General features: G+C 59.4%; 18 protein-coding genes and 2 pseudogenes. 9 read left to right on the plus strand and 11 right to left on the minus strand.

Features of this window, described 5'->3' with window-relative positions:
• Window positions 1-3 precede the first annotated feature (3 nt).
• The 5 genes from arsA to NO930_RS01175 all read left to right on the plus strand — a co-directional run bounded on the left by arsA (window position 4) and on the right by NO930_RS01175 (window position 3,802).
• Window positions 4-1,944 (plus strand): arsenical pump-driving ATPase, encoded by a 1,941-nt coding sequence (gene arsA, locus NO930_RS01155; RefSeq protein WP_256402220.1) that lies wholly within the window; start codon window positions 4-6, stop codon window positions 1,942-1,944.
• Complete coding sequence (gene hcsL, locus NO930_RS01160) at window positions 1,941-2,357, plus strand: halo-CC-star protein HcsL (protein WP_256402221.1); 417 nt, start codon at window positions 1,941-1,943, stop codon at window positions 2,355-2,357. The genes arsA and hcsL overlap by 4 nt, the downstream gene beginning before the upstream one ends.
• Window positions 2,348-2,572, plus strand: a complete 225-nt coding sequence (gene hcsS, locus NO930_RS01165; protein WP_256402222.1) for a halo-CC-star protein HcsS — start codon at window positions 2,348-2,350, stop codon at window positions 2,570-2,572. The genes hcsL and hcsS overlap by 10 nt, the downstream gene beginning before the upstream one ends.
• A gap of 223 nt (window positions 2,573-2,795) precedes the next feature.
• Entirely contained in the window at window positions 2,796-3,320 is a 525-nt protein-coding gene (locus NO930_RS01170; protein WP_256402223.1) for a DUF7437 domain-containing protein, read from the plus strand.
• On the plus strand, window positions 3,317-3,802 hold the full coding sequence (locus NO930_RS01175) for a PIN domain-containing protein (protein ID WP_486607456.1): 486 nt from the start codon (window positions 3,317-3,319) through the stop codon (window positions 3,800-3,802). The genes NO930_RS01170 and NO930_RS01175 overlap by 4 nt, the downstream gene beginning before the upstream one ends.
• 289 nt (window positions 3,803-4,091) lie before the next feature.
• Here NO930_RS01175 and NO930_RS14135 read toward each other — a convergent pair whose 3' ends face one another.
• The 3 genes and pseudogenes from NO930_RS14135 to NO930_RS01190 all read right to left on the minus strand — a co-directional run bounded on the left by NO930_RS14135 (window position 4,092) and on the right by NO930_RS01190 (window position 6,459).
• The gene (locus NO930_RS14135; RefSeq protein ID WP_256402225.1) at window positions 4,092-4,829 is read right to left on the minus strand and encodes an HU family DNA-binding protein; all 738 of its coding nucleotides are present in this window, start codon (window positions 4,827-4,829) and stop codon (window positions 4,092-4,094) included.
• A gap of 111 nt (window positions 4,830-4,940) precedes the next feature.
• A pseudogene (locus tag NO930_RS01185) lies at window positions 4,941-5,060 on the minus strand (IS5/IS1182 family transposase); the annotation flags it as partial.
• Between the two features lie 271 nt (window positions 5,061-5,331).
• Window positions 5,332-6,459 (minus strand): outer membrane protein assembly factor BamB family protein, encoded by a 1,128-nt coding sequence (locus tag NO930_RS01190; RefSeq protein ID WP_256402226.1) that lies wholly within the window; start codon window positions 6,457-6,459, stop codon window positions 5,332-5,334.
• A gap of 307 nt (window positions 6,460-6,766) precedes the next feature.
• Here NO930_RS01190 and NO930_RS01195 point away from each other — a divergent pair, with 307 nt between their 5' ends.
• Window positions 6,767-6,973 (plus strand): hypothetical protein, encoded by a 207-nt coding sequence (locus tag NO930_RS01195; protein ID WP_137783000.1) that lies wholly within the window; start codon window positions 6,767-6,769, stop codon window positions 6,971-6,973.
• A 12-nt stretch (window positions 6,974-6,985) separates the two neighbouring features.
• Here the strand turns inward: NO930_RS01195 and NO930_RS01200 are convergent, their stop codons facing one another.
• The 3 genes from NO930_RS01200 to NO930_RS01210 all read right to left on the minus strand — a co-directional run bounded on the left by NO930_RS01200 (window position 6,986) and on the right by NO930_RS01210 (window position 9,061).
• On the minus strand, window positions 6,986-7,189 hold the full coding sequence (locus NO930_RS01200; protein ID WP_394348264.1) for an ATP-binding protein: 204 nt from the start codon (window positions 7,187-7,189) through the stop codon (window positions 6,986-6,988).
• Window positions 7,190-7,265: 76 nt separating this feature from the next.
• Entirely contained in the window at window positions 7,266-8,081 is an 816-nt protein-coding gene (locus NO930_RS01205) for a CPBP family intramembrane glutamic endopeptidase (RefSeq protein ID WP_256402227.1), read from the minus strand.
• A complete protein-coding gene (locus NO930_RS01210) occupies window positions 8,078-9,061 on the minus strand; it encodes a DUF7544 domain-containing protein (RefSeq protein ID WP_137783003.1) in 984 nt (327 codons plus the stop codon). Before NO930_RS01210 ends, NO930_RS01205 begins: the two co-directional genes overlap by 4 nt.
• A 97-nt stretch (window positions 9,062-9,158) precedes the next feature.
• On the opposite strand from NO930_RS01210, the gene NO930_RS01215 reads away from it, so the two are divergent.
• Window positions 9,159-9,587, plus strand: a complete 429-nt coding sequence (locus NO930_RS01215; protein WP_256402228.1) for a universal stress protein — start codon at window positions 9,159-9,161, stop codon at window positions 9,585-9,587.
• Window positions 9,588-9,669: 82 nt separating this feature from the next.
• Entirely contained in the window at window positions 9,670-11,850 is a 2,181-nt protein-coding gene (locus NO930_RS01220) for a heavy metal translocating P-type ATPase (RefSeq protein WP_256402229.1), read from the plus strand.
• 191 nt (window positions 11,851-12,041) lie between these two features.
• Here the strand turns inward: NO930_RS01220 and NO930_RS01225 are convergent, their stop codons facing one another.
• Complete coding sequence (locus tag NO930_RS01225) at window positions 12,042-12,413, minus strand: SHOCT domain-containing protein (protein WP_256402230.1); 372 nt, start codon at window positions 12,411-12,413, stop codon at window positions 12,042-12,044.
• A gap of 181 nt (window positions 12,414-12,594) precedes the next feature.
• Between NO930_RS01225 and NO930_RS01230 the strand changes: the two are divergent.
• Window positions 12,595-13,557 (plus strand): annotated as a pseudogene (locus tag NO930_RS01230) (permease); the annotation flags it as partial.
• 30 nt (window positions 13,558-13,587) lie between these two features.
• Here NO930_RS01230 and NO930_RS01235 read toward each other — a convergent pair.
• The 4 genes from NO930_RS01235 to NO930_RS01250 form a co-directional block, all read right to left on the minus strand.
• Window positions 13,588-14,100, minus strand: coding sequence for a TspO/MBR family protein (locus NO930_RS01235; protein ID WP_137783019.1), 513 nt, complete (start codon window positions 14,098-14,100; stop codon window positions 13,588-13,590).
• A gap of 284 nt (window positions 14,101-14,384) precedes the next feature.
• On the minus strand, window positions 14,385-14,552 hold the full coding sequence (locus NO930_RS01240; RefSeq protein ID WP_137783018.1) for a DUF1059 domain-containing protein: 168 nt from the start codon (window positions 14,550-14,552) through the stop codon (window positions 14,385-14,387).
• A gap of 375 nt (window positions 14,553-14,927) precedes the next feature.
• Window positions 14,928-15,203 carry a hypothetical protein gene (locus NO930_RS01245; RefSeq protein WP_137783017.1) on the minus strand — a complete coding sequence of 92 codons (276 nt, stop codon included), beginning with the start codon at window positions 15,201-15,203 and terminating at the stop codon, window positions 14,928-14,930.
• 510 nt (window positions 15,204-15,713) lie between these two features.
• Window positions 15,714-16,664, minus strand: coding sequence for a DUF7260 family protein (locus tag NO930_RS01250; RefSeq protein WP_256402231.1), 951 nt, complete (start codon window positions 16,662-16,664; stop codon window positions 15,714-15,716).
• Window positions 16,665-16,688 lie beyond the last annotated feature (24 nt).

The raw sequence follows: 16,688 nt of genomic DNA on the forward strand, positions 1-16,688 counted from the left end.
CGAATGGCACAATCACAGTCGACAGCGACAGGTGCGCGTGATGTCGTCGAACCGAGCGGCGACGAGACGGAATTCGTCTTCTTCAGCGGGAAGGGCGGCGTCGGAAAGAGCACCGTGAGCTGTGCGACCGCGACGTGGCTCGCTGACAACGACTACGAGACGTTGCTAGTGACCACCGACCCAGCGCCGAACCTCTCGGACATCTTCGGTCAAACCATCGGCCACGAGGTCACCGCGATCGACGGAGTCGAAAACCTCTCAGCGATCGAGATCGACCCGGACACCGCAGCCGAGGAGTACCGACAGGAAACGATCGAGCCCATGCGGGAACTACTCGGCGAGGAAGAGATCCAGACGGTCGAAGAGCAGCTCAATAGCCCTTGCGTCGAGGAGATCGCCGCCTTCGACAACTTCGTCGACTTCATGGACAGTCCTGAGTACGATGTCGTCGTCTTCGACACGGCACCGACAGGCCACACCATCCGGCTGATGGAGCTCCCCTCCGACTGGAACGCCGAACTCGAAAAGGGTGGGTCGACCTGTATCGGTCCGGCCGCCTCGATGGAAGACAAAAAGCAAGACTACGAGCGCGCCATCGACACCCTACAGGACAATGAGCGCACCTCGTTCGCGTTCGTCGGCAAGCCGGAGGACTCCTCGATCGACGAGATCGAACGTAGTGCGAGCGATCTCGGCGAACTCGGTATCGAGTCCCAGCTGTTGATCCTCAACGGCTACCTCCCCGAGTCGGTGTGCGACGATCCCTTCTTCGAGGGAAAACGCGCGGACGAACAGGCCGTCATCGAGCGGGCCCGCGAGGAGTTCGATGCGGACGCGACGGCGACGTATCCGCTTCAGCCCGGCGAGATAGCCGGGATCGACCTGCTCGCGGACGTGGGCGGTGTCCTCTACGACGGCGCGGAAGCGACCGTCGATGTCGGGGCCGCGACCGACGTGGACGCCGACGGCGCGGTCGACTTCGACTCGATGGCGGATGCCGACGCGGTCGTGGATCAACTGACGCCGGGTGACGAGACGCAGTACCTCTTTTTCACCGGCAAGGGTGGTGTCGGAAAGAGCACGCTCGCTTCGACGGCGGCGACGAAGTTGGCCGAGGCGGGCCACGAAACGCTCGTCGTCACGACCGACCCGGCCGCGCACTTAGAGGACATCTTCGGCGAGCCAGTGGGCCACGAGCCCACCCCGGTCGGTCAAGAGAACCTCGACGCGGCGCGTATCGACCAAGAGAAAGCGCTCGCGGAGTACCGCGAGCAGGTCCTCGACCACGTCACCGAAATGTACGAGGACAAAGAAGACACCCAGATCGACGTCGACGCTGCGATCGCAAACGTCGAAGAGGAACTGGAGTCTCCGTGTGCCGAAGAGATGGCCGCGCTCGAGAAGTTCGTGAGCTACTTCGACGAGGACGGCTATGATATCGTCGTCTTTGACACGGCTCCGACGGGCCACACCCTCCGACTGCTCGAACTACCTTCCGACTGGAAGGGGTTCATGGACCTCGGATCGCTGACGAAGGGCGCTGCCCCCGCGAAGGGCGACCAGTACGACGAGGTCATCGAGACTATGAAAGACCCCGAGCGGAGCACGTTCGCGTTCGTGATGTACCCCGAATACACGCCCATGATGGAGGCGTATCGGGCCGCCGCCGACCTCGAAGATCAGGTCGGCATCGAGACTTCGCTGGTCGTCGCTAACTACCTGCTTCCCGAAGAGTACGGCGACAACGCCTTCTTCGCGAACCGACGCGCCCAGCAGGCGCAGTATCTCGACGAGATCCGCGATCGGTTCGACGCGCCGCTGATGTTGGCACCGCTCCGGCGGGACGAACCGGTCGGGCTTGACGAACTCAGCGCCTTCGGCGAGGAGATTACCGGGCTCGCGGACGTTGCCGAGGCTGACGTACCGGAGGTGACTCCCTCGTGAGCGACGCACAGGATGTAGACGACGCGGCCGAGGGCAGCGTGGCCGTATCCGATGAGGAAGACGTAGAAGACAACGTCGAGGCGGCGCTCCGCGAGTTCCTCAACACGCTCGGTGAGTCTGAGACGTATCAGCGGTTCGTCGCGGCCGACGAGGCGCTACAGGACGATGACGACGCGATGGCACTGATCCGGGAGTACCAGCGAAAGCAACAACAGATGCAGCGCGGCGACTTCGACGGGTCGGTGATGGCCGAGCTGAAGCAGCTCCAGACGGAGATGTCGAACAACGAGACGATCCAGCGTCAGCAGGCCGCACAGACGGAGCTGGTCGAACTGCTCCAGCGGACGAACGACGCCATCAGCGACGAGATCGGCGAGGAGTTCGCGCGGTCCACCGGAGGTGGGTGCTGTTGAGCGCTTCCGGTCAGGACGCCAGCGAGTCCGAAGTGACGGACGACGAGGTCGTCGCGGCCGCCGAGGCGCTCGGTGAGGAGCTCGCGGCGGCGAAAGAGTCCTCCTCGGAGTTTGCATTCACCACGATGGTGATGCAGTGTAACGAGGCGATCGGAGACGAGACCAGAATCGACTACGGCAGCGTCTGCGGTGCCGACGACGACAGCTGCTGTTAGCGGAGATCGAGCAAGCAAGCCACCTCCGGCAGCCTCCCCGACTGGAGTTCGTCAAACAGCGTGATGGCATGATGCTGGTTATACTCTCTGTATCAGCATGGCTTCGAAAACCTCCCACCGTCTGAGAGTCTCAACAGGACCAGTGCTCATAGGTTGGTAAGAGTATGTGACAGTATCGTCTCAATAATCTTTATTGCGAGCTGCTCACAATCCGCTACTAACAATGGCAACCAGAGAAGCAAACTGGGACACTCCTCTCGGTACGGGTGGTGAAGTATTCGAACTCCTCGGAAACGCCCGCAAAGCATGGATCTATACGTATATCCACCATCATCCATCGACAACAATTCAAGATCTAGTTGAGGCCCTTGATCTTCCGCAGCGAACGGTCTACGATTATATCGACGATCTCGAAGGTGCGGACTTTATCCACCAGTCAAACGCCGGCCGCCCCGCAGAATACACGGCTCGTGACATCAAACTCCAGTTGACGGATGGTGACACCGAACGGCAGATCACACCTGAGTTAGTTGAAGCGGTTGCTCGACGAACGCGGGACGAAGATATCGATACGTACATCGATCGGCATGGCTTGGACGGGCTCGCCGTCGCGCTAGAATATACTCGTGAATACGTCGATGGATCCGTCACACATCAGATTATGGCGCGAGAGCAAGAGCTCTCACCGCTCGAAGCAGGCGTTATTCTGGACGCACTCCGGCCTGTCGTTGAGACTGACTCGGAATGATACATGAGGACACCGTCGTTTTCATCGACTCGTCCGTCCTCATCAGTTGTGGCCGGCGTGGGAGTACACGGTTTCAGGCGCTCGCTCGGGAAGCTCGCCAGCGTGATACCGTCTTTCGGATTTCGCCGCAGGTGTATGCAGAGGTGGCTGGAGATTCCTCTCTCGATGAGTACACAACTGGTGATTCTGCTGTTGAAAAAGCACTCCAAGAGGGATGGATGAAGGTCACAGAAAGCCCGTCCTATTCGGACTCGGATATCTCAACAGTGATGGATCAGGCACGGAGTTTCATCGCAAGTGCCAGCGATCGGTCGGAAGATATCGTCGAAAAAGCGGATACGGAACTTGTCGGGTTGGCGCTTGAACTGCTTCTTACTGATACTGCAGATCGAGTTATACGCGTAACGAACGACATTCCACTCGGCAAAGCAGCTGAATCGTTACTTCCACAGTATGGATTCGACAACGAACAAATCACGTGACTTCGTGGTGGCGAGTTCGCTGATGAACTCGGGGAAGATTTTGTCCCTGAATTTGACTAAATCGGTTGGCCCTGTTGAAACGCCATATATTAGATAAACCATCGTCTGAAACAACTGGTCACTGAAAACTGCGAATTGAGTATAAGTAACTTGCCAGTTCAGAGGAGCATCCCGATGCTCATGCGGAGCGAGTCTCAGAGACAGGAAATCAGTAGTTTCCCCGAGCCGTCGTTGTAGCTAAGTTGACGGCAGATAGATCGGTCTCAGGGGGTAACACGCCGCTGAATGTTCAGTTGACGGCCTTCGAGAGTTCGGCACCCGCCTTGAACTTGACCACCTTCTTCGCCGCGATCTGGATCTCCTTTCCGGTCTGAGGATTTCGCCCGGTCCGGGCAGACCGCTTCGAGATGCTGAACGTGCCGAACCCCTCATTTTCGTCCTCTTCCCCACCCACCGACAGCCGATCCCCCTTTTTCAGGGCCTTCGCCGTCGCGTTGATGAACGCCTCGAGCGCCCGCTTCGCGTCGTCCTTCGATATCCTCTCGTGCGAGCGTCCCGCTGCACTCGCGATGTACTCCGCGTCGATCACCACGTCAGCGTCCCGGCACTTGGCGCTGGCCTCGTCACCCTTGCCGGGGTTGAGATCGAGGGCGGCCGCGAACTCCGGGCAGGCGTCGAACGTCACCGGCGAGTCGTCTCCGGGCCCGTTCCGAGAGCTCGGATTTCGACCCGTCCGGGCGGAGCGCTTCGAGATACTGAACGACCCGAATCCGACCAGTACGGCGCTGTCGCCCTTCGCCAAGGCTCTCGTCGTCGCGTGAGTGAACCCGTCAAGCGCCCGCTTCGCGTCCGCCTTGCTCAGTCCGGATTCGCTCGCCATCGCCTCGATCAGTTCCGCTTTGTTCATCGCCGCGGTCTGACCAGTCATCGTTACCGCGCCCAGTCCGAGGAACGTCGAGAGGATTGCACCCCTCCGCAGTACGGTTCGCCGCGAGAGCTCTTTTTGAGACATGATACCTTTACTCACACCCTTCCGACGCTCTGTGACTATATAAGCATACTTAAAATTTCATATTAGTATTATCATACCGCCTCCTGTGTTTGGTTGAAACCAAACACGGACCGGGACGTTCGCAAAGATAACCCAGTCAGCGTAGCCACCATTTCCTTGCTGAAGTGCTGGCTGAGGCTTACCGACGATATATTTTTGACACCAATCGATGCATCCGTCGGTGAAGCGGGCGAGTTGGGTGGGCATACTCGACTCGTTCCCGCTTCAATCACTCATAATCCTCGGCAACAACGTCTTTCGCTAGCGTCTAAACACGGCCCGCGCCCTGTATTCAGCAAGACTGCTGAAACGGCTCTGTTGAAATCCTCAGCGAGTGATATGTTTTGATCCAGTCGCGGTCAATACATGGAGCTCACATATCTGGGAGGGTGCCAGTAAATTCACATCGTAACAGAAACCGAATGCGAGATACGGACGTTCAGCGGAGCAGTATCAGCGTTTCTTCTTAAACGGACCGTCACTCAGCGGTAAGTGCGTGGATAGCCCCGTCGGCAGTGCCAGCGTAGACGGTCCCGTCGATGACCACCACAGACGACACCAAACTACTCGCTGTCTCGAAGCGCCACCGTTCGGTGCCATCGCTCGGTGCAAGTGCGTAGACTGTACCGCCGTTCCCACCGAGGTACACGGCGTCAGTGGTCACAGCGGGTAGGGACCCGATGTCATCAGCCACTCCGAAAGACCACTGCTTGGTACCCTCGTCCGCAGTGAGCGCATACACGGTATCGTAACCCCTGATATAGACGGTCTCATTCAGTACCGCTGGCGGTCCCATGCCAACTGTCTCCATGGGATCTTCCGGCTCGAATGACCACTGTTCGGTCCCATCGGCGGCGTTCAGTGCCCAGTCTCGTTTACCGTGTTTGAGGTAGACGGTGCCGTCGGCCACCGCCGGCGTCGCGCTGTCCGCATAGTTGAGCTCGTGGGTCCACTGTTCAGTGCCGTCAACGGCGTCTATCGCATAGGCGCTGTTCCCACCGATGTACACGCTGCCGTCGACGACCGCCGGCGACGCGTACGCGTTGAACCCCATCTCGAAAGACCATCGCTCCGTGCCGTCGGTGGCGTCCAGCGCGTAGAGCTGCCCCTCGCCGTCCCCGACACCCCCGACGTAAACGGTGCCGTCGACGACCGCCGGAGCCGGAGCCACCTGTTTGCCGGTCTCGAAGCGCCAGCGTTCGGTCCCGTCGCTGGCAGCCAGCGCACAGAGCGTTCCGTCGCCACAGCCAACGTAGACGGTGTCGTCGACGACCGCCGGTGGCCAGCCGATCTGCCCGTCGACTTCGACGGACCACCGTTCAGTACCGTCGCTCGTAGCGAAAGCGGAGACCGACCTGTCGTTGCTCCCGACGTAAACGGAGTCCTCGACGACCGCAAGCGAATCCCCGATTCCACCCTGAGTCTGGACGGTCCACTGTTCGGTGACCGAGTCGGTCGGGCCGGTCGCGCCCAGTGGTCCCCCCGCCCGTGCCGGATTATACCGGAACATCGAGACACCGGTCGGAGCCGATCTCCCGGTTCCCGCCCCCTCATTACCGGTATCTGAACACCCAGTGAGGCTGGCTGCTCCAGCCACGCCGGTCATTCGGAGGTATCCGCGTCGCGATATGGGGATATTCACAAGTGTATATTATATATGATATAAATAAGCCCGGTGAAAAACGGCTCGATCGTCGACTCGTGGTCATATCCCGCACAGTCATCAGGAGATTTCGTTGAACTGGCAGAGCGCACAGTGGTCAACACGCACTCTTCATCGACCGGACGTTTCAGGCGAGAATCTATCTGAAAAATAGGGTTTCAACAGAGCCGTTTCAGAGTATCAGTGTGCGATGTATAGAGGCTGAGATCGGAATACAAATACCCTAATGGTTACAATTGGGTACATCTGAATGACTGAAAGTAGTAGTTCCAACCACATTCCCAGTCAACCGGTTATTGTTCAAGAGGATACCCATCAGAATGAGATTCCAGAGAATATCAACTCAGAGCTTTATTCGGCAGATAGCCCGGATAACTCATTTCACGAGTTCAAAATATCGCCCGGAGATGAACTTGTTGAGGCACTCCGTGACAACGGCTACACAGTAGAATTCTGAGACTGAGGTCTCTTAATCGCCGAGTTGGTCATCAGTGATCTCAAACCTGGCCCCGCCATTGGAGCCCTCGGTAGCGTGGATGTTCCAGTCGTGGGCCTCAACGACTTCGCTTACGATTGCTAGCCCCAATCCGGTCCCATCTGTCGTCGTTGAGTATCCGGATTCGAAGACATCTGTCTGCTCTTCGGCCGGAATACCACTGCCATCGTCTTCCACATAGGATGGTCCTGATCTACGCGTACATCGGGCTCGGCGACGATTCACGTGAGTTATCGCGTTCAACTACATCTGCCTAGAACAGTAGCATCGCGACCACGGACACTGCGACGAGAACGACGTGAAATGCGGCGTGCGCGACCATCGCGGTCTCCAACGACCGACGCCAGAACAGCCAGCCGAGCGCCACACCAACGATCGTGTTCAACAGGACGGTTCGGACGACCAGTGCGGGCGTGAGATCGAACGTCGACGCGAGCGCGGGTAGGTGACCGACGCCGAACGCGACCGCACTGGCAAAGATCGCGACCCACAGTACCGCCGTGGGTGGCTCTTCCGTCTGTTCACCGATCCGGTTTCGAACCCACCAGAGGACGAACGCGATCGGAGCCATGACGCCCCACCGGAGCAGAAGTTCTTCGGTGATCCCGCCGTAGAGAAGGCGCATCGGAACCGACGCGAGCAGATCCTCAAGCACCGTCGCATCCCCGATGGGTTCGACTGACTCGAGTCCCGTAAACGGGGCGAGCGCGACGTCGATGACGGTGACGAGAACGAACAGTGCTGCACCCAACCCGACCGCGAGCGGCAGGGATCGTCGATACGCGTCCCAGTCCGGACTGCCGCCGGACGCCCACGCAAAGACGTGTGAGTGTAGCCCCGTCCGGGGAGCCGTTGCCGCGCCGAGAGCCACAAACACGCCGAGGAGTACCGTCGAGTTCGCGGCCGCGACTAACACGAGCGTCGGATACGATAGGACCGCCAGTTCGGGGATTGCTCGGAGGGACGGTACGGAGTGGATCGCAAGCGCGGCGACGCCGACCATCCCGAGTACGTACAGCGCGACTGCGCCACGGGCGGCGGCACCCCACGTCGATGATCCGTCGTTCATACCCCCTCTCTTGATGGTTGATGGTCGGATAAGACGTCGAACGACCCCTCAATATCACCGAGCACAAGCAGCGCGTAGTACCGGAGATACGTCACGACGGGGACCTGCACGAGCGTCCCGACAGCGAGCATTGACAGCCCGAACAGGAGTGCGAGTGCGACGAGGACGACGAGCCCGATCGTCGACGATAACGAGACGGTCACGTGTATGATCGCGGCCACGATGAGAAGGGGGATGAGAAGCACAATCGCGATGATTCCGACCACGATCGAGGCGATGATTCCGGCCGCGACCGTCAACAAGAACGAGATCACGACGTATGCCAGATACTGTTTCCACGCGGTCTTGATCGATCCCCAGAGGCGACGCCACGCCGCGAGGACGCCCGAGTCTGCTTGAATCATGAGCGGCACGACGAATACGGTCGTGAGTCCCGACACTAACGCATACAGGACGCCGATGAGAAACACCACCGGGAGCCCGACGAGGAACGCCGTAGCAGGGATCGTGGGATCGCGTCCGGTCAGGATCGGGACAACGAGCAGTGCGAGCCAACCGACGAACAGCACGATCATCGGAAGCCCGATCGCGATCCGGAACCCGAACAGGCGGAGCCCCTGTCGCCAGCGCCTCCGCCAGTGGCGTCGGAGCGATACCTCGCCCGTGCGGAGCGATTCGATCAGCACGAACTCCATGACCGCGCCGATCAACGCAAATAGTCCTCCGAGAAGAAGTCCGGCAGCGACAAGTGCGACGACGAGCGTCACCACGTCGACCGGGAGGCTGACCGGCAGATCACCGGTAGAGATGTCTCCCGGCGGTGTCGACGTGTTGAACTGAGCCGTCGGAAAGCTCACGCCGCCCCCGACGAAGAACACGACAAGCGCGAGCTTCAGCCAGCGGTGTACGTCAATCGGTGTCAGAAACTCCCGGGTGACGCCGAACGCTTCCTCGACGTTTTCGACTGCGTGGAGGGCCATAGCTTGAGATACTCAAACTGAATAGTTAGCCCTTCTGGTGGTGGGCGAGATGTTCTGAGCGGTACACTCTTTTCAGTTCACCTCGAATTCTGTTCGAATGCCTGACAACGTTCTCATCGCCTTCGACGGTTCACCGCTTTCAGAGCGTGCACTTACGTACGCTATCGAGAATTTCGCGGAGGCAACCCTCACCACGATATACGTCATCAATCCGATTGACTCGATTATCGACGTGGAGGCCGGCGGCTTGCCAGTCGCTGAAGACTGGTACGATAATGCCCAAGATCGCGCAACCAGAATCCACACGACGGCCACGGATCTCGCCGCAGAACACAATCTCGACCTCAATACTGTCACAGAAGTTGGTAGACCCGCACGATCGATCCTCGAATATGCAGACGACCATGGGATAGATCAGATTGTTATGGGAAGCCACGGCCGCTCAGGCATCGATCGTACGTTCCTCGGCAGCGTTGCCGAGACTGTCACCCGCCGAGCACGGATCCCGGTGACGATTCTCGGATGATTCGATCAGGACGACAGGATTGCATCTCAGGCAGTCTGGGTGGCCGAGAAACACATCTCGGCACACTATTGGTATAGAAAACGTGGCTGTTTCTGAATCTCCCCCGCGTTCAACGTGTACCGTCCGCATCGAACGACGAGGTGGCCGTGGCGAAGCGGGTGCTCGGGCACTCGAACGGCACCTCAAGGGTCTCTCCGGCATCCACGACGTGGCTGTCTCCTTCCGAACGGGGAGCGCTACGATCACCTATGATGACGCAGTCACATCCGAGGAAGCGATTCGAGACGCAGTCCGCGCCCGGAACGTCTCGATCCGAGACGGCTCTGAGACGGACACGGACGACGTGAGCACGCGTTCGGACCTCAGACGAGAAGCGATGTTCGTCGGGCTAACGCTGCTCGGGACGGTGACCGGTATAGTGACGGGATGGCTCGCCGGCCCCTCACTCCTCAGGTGGACCGGCTACGGCGTCGCATACGTCTTCGGTGGTTGGTACGGGCTCAAAGGTGCGGTCGAGACGCTCCGCCACCGTGCGGTCGATATCGATCTCCTGATGATCGTCGCGGCGCTCGGTGCGCTCTCGATCGGTGCGCCGTTCGAGGGCGCGATGCTGCTGTTCCTGTTTTCGCTCTCGAATACGCTCCAGCACTATGCCATCGGCCGCTCACGCCGAGCGATCAAGTCACTTGTCGAAATGCGACCGGACGAGGCACAGGTCCTCCGCGATGGTGAGGAGGTCACTGTGGCAATTGACGAGGTCGCCGTGGGCGACGTATTCGTCGTCCGGCCCGGCGACCGGATACCGCTCGACGGCGTCGTCACGTCCGGCGAAGGGACGGTCGATCAGGCGTCGCTCACCGGCGAATCAGTGCCCGTGCCGAAAGCGCCCGGCAACGAAGTGTTCGGCGGGACGATCAACGAGAGTGGTAGCTTGGAGATTGAGGTCACACGGCAGGCCCACGAGTCGGCGATCAGCCGCCTCATCACCATGGTCGAAGAGGCCCAGAGCGAGAAGGCGCCGACACAACGGCTCATCGACCGCCTCGAACAGCCCTACGTGCTCGGCGTGTTCGGGCTCACAATCGCAGCGATCGCCATCCCGCTCGCGCTCGGAGGTGAGTTTACCAGTACGTTTTACCGCGCGATGACCCTGATGGTCGCTGCCTCACCGTGTGCGGTCATCATCTCCACGCCGGCGGCGGTGCTGTCAGCGATCGCTTCCGGTGGCAGACAGGGGGTCCTGTTCAAGGGTGGCGAACACGTCGAAACGGCTGCGAACATCGACGCAGTCGCGTTCGACAAGACGGGGACACTCACGCGGGGCGAGACGCAGCTGACGGATGTGTTCGTCCGAGCTGACCTCGCGGACGAGTCGGTGACTGCCGACGAGTTGCTCTCGCTTGCAGCCTCCGTCCAGGCCCGCTCGGAGCACCACCTCGCCCGTGCGACCGTCTCGGAAGCCGAAAACCGCACCCTCGACGTCCCCGACGCACGTCGGTTTCAGTCGGAGGCAGGGAAAGGAGTGCGCGCCGACGTCGCCGGCGGAACCATCCACATCGGGAATCGGAGTTACGTCGAGACGATTCTCGAAGAGGCTGCGATCGAGGGGCTCGAACCTGGTCTCGATCGGCTTCGGACCTTGGAGGCGGAGGGGAAGACTAGCGTCCTCGTCGCCCGCGAGCACGGCGACGATGTCATCGTGTTGGGATGGCTTGCGTTCACCGACACGGTTCGCCCCGGGGCTGCAGAAATGATCGAGGAGCTCCGGTCGCTCGGCGTGGAGCACATCGTCATGCTGACCGGCGACAACGAACGCGTCGCCCAGCAGATCGCCGACGAAGTCGGTATCGACGAGGTGCAGGCGGAACTACTGCCAGAAGAGAAAGTGGCAACCATCGAAGATCTGGTTGAGCGACATGAGAACGTGGCGATGGTGGGTGACGGCGTGAATGACGCACCGGCACTGGCGACGGCGACGCTCGGGATCGCCATGGGTGGCGCCGGGACTGACGTTGCTCTCGAAACGGCTGATGTCGTCCTGATGGGCGACGACATCGGGAAGATTCCCTACGTGCTCGGACTCGGTCGCCGGACGCGCCGGACGCTGACAGTCAATCTCGCAATCGCCTTCGGTGCCATTGCGCTGATGGTTGGGACGATTCTGTTGCGGGGGATCCCCTTGCCACTAGCCGTCGTCGGTCATGAGGGGTCCACCGTCCTCGTTTCACTGAACGGGCTTCGGTTACTCGGATTCCGTGAATAACGGTCGCTGAAGGCTTCGAACGGACCGATCAGCAACAACTGCTGTCGTCGGGAGTCCACTCACACGCATTGCCGGTAGTCCGTACAGTCCCAGCGTCGTGTATCAGTCGAGCCGCGGTGGAAGCTGCAGATGCGTTGACTCTTGACGGCGGTCGGAGATTCCGATCATGGTTCAAGTTTGCCGGATGGGAATCAGGTATCTCGTTCGAGTGCTTCGCGTCGCTGCTCGTATTCCTCGTCGGTCAGCTCTCCGCGGGCGTAGGCGAGCCGGAGCTCTTCGAGGGCTTGGTCTGAGTTACTTTCACTTCCCGTAATCGCACGGTAGATGAGGTAGCCACCGCCGAGGAGGGCGGCGAGGAACAGTAACTGCATCACGATACCGACGAGGAACATCCAGCCAGGCATCGTCCCGTCACCCCACATGTGACCGCCCCACATCCCGCCCATCATCGGACCGAACCCCATCATCCCGAAGCTCATGAAGAACAGCGGGACGATGAATACGGCGCCGATGATAACGATGAGGAGCGTAACAAGTCGCGTGTCGTCTGAATTTGTCGGCATATTGTGATCCCTCCGTGAGTTTGGGCCTCAAGTAATACTACGTCCTAACTATTCAATGCGGTTGTGCCTTCGACCTGCGTGCTCCACCCACCGCTAATCTTTTGAATTCACACTTACCATGGCTCTAATCTGAACTATCTGAAGGAAAACTGCAAAAGATGATCCGCACGATGATTCATCTATGCAGGTGACGATGGTCGAGGGTATCTTCGAAGCCCTCCGAATCGGTGTCGGGTTCCTCTGGACGGCGGCGTGGGCGATCATTATGGGCCTCACGATCACGAGTCTCGTCCAGGTCTACGTCTCCAAGGAGAATGGCACAGGTGCTGGGCGACGGTGATCTGAGTGGGCTCACCAAGGCGACCGCGTTCGGCGCGGCGAGCAGCGGCTGCAGTTTCGGCGCTGTCGCTATCGGGAAGGGGCTGTTCAAGAAGAGAGCACACGCGGTCAACTTTCTCGCGTTCATGTTCGCGTCGACGAATCTGATCGTCGAACTCGGGTTGATGATTCTGATTCTGTTGGGCTGGGAGTTCTTGGTCGCAGAGTTACTCGGTGGACTCATCCTCATCGCCGTGATGGCCGTCATCGTCCACTTCACGGTCCCGAAGAATCTCTCCGACGAGGTCCGGGAGACGCTCAAATTCTGCTCGGAGGGCTGTATGTAGACCTACCGCCAGGAGACGTCGAGTCGCGGCGGGTGGCGTGACGAGTTGCTGTCGTGGGGTGGCTGGTACAAAGTCGGGAATCAGTACCGCAAGGAGTGGTCGATGATCTGGAAGGACATCGTCGCTGGCTTCCTGATTTCTGGGTTCGTCATCGTCTTCGTCCCGCAGTGGGTGTGGAACACGCTGTTCATCCAGGGCGATGGCCTGCTCGTGACTGCCGAGAACGCGATTATGGGTGTCACCATCGCCGTCCTCAGTTTCGCTGGCATATGGGTAACGTCCCGTTCGCCGTCGCGCCGTGGGGCGGTGGCGTCAGCTTCGCCGGGATCATCGCGTTCGTCTACGCTGACCTCATCACGATTCCCGTGCTGAACGTCTACCGGAAGTACTACGGCTGGAAGATCATGCTGTACATCCTTGGCGTCTTTCTCGTGACGATGGCGTTCACCGGCTTCCTCATGGAGCTGCTGTTCGATGCTGGCGTGAAGGAAATCACCTCGAACCGCGATCTAATTTAGCACCCAGAAGCGATAGTTGAGATAGACGGCAAAGGAGACCCAGAGAAGATACGGTACGAGGAGGAGTGCTGCCCGGCGATCAACGCGATCGAAGGCCCACATCGCTGTGACGATAAGTAGCCAGAGGAGTCCGATCACGGCCAGTCCCCACCCGAGCTCTTGTAGTCCGAAGAAGACTGCTGACCATCCCAAATTGAAGACGAAATGTACCAGGAATACGCCAAGAGCGATCCAGGCCTCGCGGGGCGAAGTCTCGATCTGTCGCCAGACGAGCCAGAGTGCGACTCCCATGAGTGCGAACAGGGTGGCCCAGACTGGGCCAAAGACCCAGTTCGGTGGAGCGATCATCGGGCGCTGAAGCGTACCGTACCACGTGGTGAGACTTTGCGCCGTGAAGACTGACCCGGCCGCTCCGACGATCTCGACGGTCAGGATCGCGATGACGAGGGAGATGACGGGACGGTTACGTGGAAATTGGCGGAATCGAGCGACGAGTGATACCATGTGAACAGATCGGGTCTATTGCCCCAAGCGTTATACGGTGAATTCGAATGTCGATCAACCACTTCTTAGAGGAACTCTCCTCATCCTTTGGTGAGAGCCCGGTCGCCGATCTATTGCGCTGTATTCTCTGTCATCGGCCACGCTTATCATGATAGAGAACACTCAGGCAGACCACACTCATGCGCGATACATCGCGCGTATCCAGCATAGGTGTTCTTTGAAAGCCAGCTGGTTGGATCGGTCAATACAGGAGACCGATGCTTCGATCAGTACAGTCCCTGGCTTCAGACCTGTATAATACTCGATCTGATGTTTTCGACGGTCTCGTCGTCCAGTTCGAGTTCGGGGTGTGAACTGTTCGCGTGTTCTTCAGCTTGAGCCATGACCTCTTGTTCAGTCTCAGCTTCAATGGTCGCGCTGCATCCGTCTAATGGGCACTCGAGTCTCTGCATAATCCAATCGTAGGGTATGTGTTACGGCATTATTGGTATTTGGTCTCTAATGGAATATACGCACGTGCTACCGGGCCGACTCCGCAACCCCCAACGACAATGGGCGTACTCGCGATCGGTCGGCACCTTCAACGAACGGGAGGTTCATCCGATTCGGCGGGAAGTAAGCGAAGCCGTCGTGCTGGCTCCATCCTCTGTATCTCGCACGCCGATCCTATCAGTGCTTAAGGATTTCAACACCAGATACCCATGTTCTTCGATGCGGATAGACGTCATAGGCTCTGTTGAAATCCTCAGCAAGAGATACATTCTAACCTAGTCGCGGTCAGTACAGACTGCGTAAATAATTCTCTTGTTTAGCTGATGTACTTCGACTTAGCTGGCGCGTTCCTCGCGGTCTTGGTGACGTTCGTTTGCTTTTGCAACATCTTCTGCTTCGATCTTGTCACTGGCGCGGCGGCGTGCGAGGTCAGCAGCTTCTTCGGCGAGTTCAGCTGTTTCTTCGGCAGCAGCTTCCCGAAGCGCTTCGCCCGCTTTCGAATCAGGTTGCAGGTCCTCGTCAACTTCGTTGAGAACTTGTTCAGCGCGCTCCGTATCAACTGCTTTTTTCGCGATTTTACGTGTTTCAGGTCGTGGTTCTTTTCGTGCCATGCTGCAAAAACCACTTACAAGGGTGGGAGGTTAGTTATGAATCTGATTATTGAGTAGGGAAGTAATATGATGAGCTTACCCTCTCGGTACAGTGTCGCCGTTTTATTTATATCGCTATACCTTAAAAATCCAATATTTAATGAGGAGTAATACTAGTTCGTAGGTATTATCGGACAACACGCAGGAACGTTCTATCGGTCCCGTGCTGACTACACACTCTGTATCTCGCAAGGCGTTCCTAACAGAAGTGAGAAATGTATACCGAACCTGGTATGTAAGTCACTGTACTGAGCGGTTCGTGAGTCCTCTGTACTGACCGCCACCGAGTCGAAATATATCACTTGCTGAGGATCTCAGTAGAGCCGTCGCGATCTCTTCGTAGAAACCGATTTTCAGTGGGGTAACACGTCGTCACGGCCACCACCGGAAGCGTGGCCGTCCGCGATATACAACTCCCGTGACGACACTCCCCGCCGACGGACGCGCTCTGTCGCCGTGACTGTCGGCCCGCTACCGGCCCTGAGCGAGCCGATTCGCGACGCGGTCTTTATCCGATCGGATCCGATCGCCGAGATCCGCGATCTGCGATAACACCGGGTGATTCGGGCCCTCGATCGGTCCGTAGAGGTACTCGTAGAAGGCTCGATCCCCCTCCGCGCCGATGGCGGCGTCGGGTCGCAGCGGCGGGTCGTCGAGCGTCGCCTGTCGGTCGACGGCGAGCGTGTCGCACTCTCGTTCGAGGTCGTCGAGCCGCTGCCAGACGTCGATGGCGGCGTCCGTCGGATCGCGATCGATCCCGTCGAGGTGCTCGACGAGCCGCCGACGGCGACGGTCCACACCGGTAAGGTCGCTCTCGGCGACCCCGAGTTCGTCGAGTTCGGTCCCGATCGCGTCGGCGAGCGCCGACCGGGCGTCGGCCGCCTGTCGACTCCGCCTGACGAGCGCCGACTGCGCGCCGGTCGAGAGCGTTCGGTCCGACGCCAACGCGGTCGCCGTGTCGGGCCCCAGTTCGGCGGCGAGGCTCTCCGGGAGCGTCTCGTCGTACTCGCGCTCGTAGTGGGGCAGCGACATCACGGTATCCCTGTAGGCCGCGAGCACTCGCCTGAGTGTGACGTCGCCGCGCGCGCTGTCGACGGTGTGCATCCCCGCGACCGGGCCGTCGAAGGCAGTCGTCGTCGACTCGGCGGGGGCGGGTTCGAGCGAGGAGACGCGGTCGGCGAACGACTCGAACGCGTCCCGCTCGGCCAGCACGCGGGAGCGCTCGCTCCGACAGGCCTCCGTCGCGTCGCGAACGTACGCGAACGCGAGGAACGCCACGAGTCCGACGAGCACGACCGCGGTGATCGCCCCCGGCTCGGTCGCCACCGCACTCACCTCACACGAGAGAGTCGCACACTCCGCGACCGCTGGGTCGGCACTCGGGACCTGGAACACCCCGGCCGAACCCGGATTCACGCTCATTATGGGTGGTAACACGGTACACAC

Source organism: Halorubrum salinum (assembly GCF_024494575.1).
GTDB classification, from domain to species: Archaea; Halobacteriota; Halobacteria; order Halobacteriales; family Haloferacaceae; genus Halorubrum; species Halorubrum salinum.

Bases quoted from the DNA above. Each gene is read 5' to 3' on its own strand.
- arsA (WP_256402220.1), top strand. From the start codon at position 4: ATGGCACAATCACAGTCGACAGCGACAGGTGCGCGTGATGTCGTCGAA.
- NO930_RS01170 (WP_256402223.1), top strand. From the start codon at position 2,796: ATGGCAACCAGAGAAGCAAACTGGGACACTCCTCTCGGTACGGGTGGT.
- NO930_RS01175 (WP_486607456.1), top strand. From the start codon at position 3,317: ATGATACATGAGGACACCGTCGTTTTCATCGACTCGTCCGTCCTCATC.
- NO930_RS01190 (WP_256402226.1), bottom strand. From the start codon at position 6,459: ATGACCGGCGTGGCTGGAGCAGCCAGCCTCACTGGGTGTTCAGATACC.
- NO930_RS01195 (WP_137783000.1), top strand. From the start codon at position 6,767: ATGACTGAAAGTAGTAGTTCCAACCACATTCCCAGTCAACCGGTTATT.
- NO930_RS01205 (WP_256402227.1), bottom strand. From the start codon at position 8,081: ATGAACGACGGATCATCGACGTGGGGTGCCGCCGCCCGTGGCGCAGTC.
- NO930_RS01210 (WP_137783003.1), bottom strand. From the start codon at position 9,061: ATGGCCCTCCACGCAGTCGAAAACGTCGAGGAAGCGTTCGGCGTCACC.
- NO930_RS01215 (WP_256402228.1), top strand. From the start codon at position 9,159: ATGCCTGACAACGTTCTCATCGCCTTCGACGGTTCACCGCTTTCAGAG.
- NO930_RS01225 (WP_256402230.1), bottom strand. From the start codon at position 12,413: ATGCCGACAAATTCAGACGACACGCGACTTGTTACGCTCCTCATCGTT.
- NO930_RS01235 (WP_137783019.1), bottom strand. From the start codon at position 14,100: ATGGTATCACTCGTCGCTCGATTCCGCCAATTTCCACGTAACCGTCCC.
- NO930_RS01240 (WP_137783018.1), bottom strand. From the start codon at position 14,552: ATGCAGAGACTCGAGTGCCCATTAGACGGATGCAGCGCGACCATTGAA.
- NO930_RS01245 (WP_137783017.1), bottom strand. From the start codon at position 15,203: ATGGCACGAAAAGAACCACGACCTGAAACACGTAAAATCGCGAAAAAA.
- NO930_RS01250 (WP_256402231.1), bottom strand. From the start codon at position 16,664: ATGAGCGTGAATCCGGGTTCGGCCGGGGTGTTCCAGGTCCCGAGTGCC.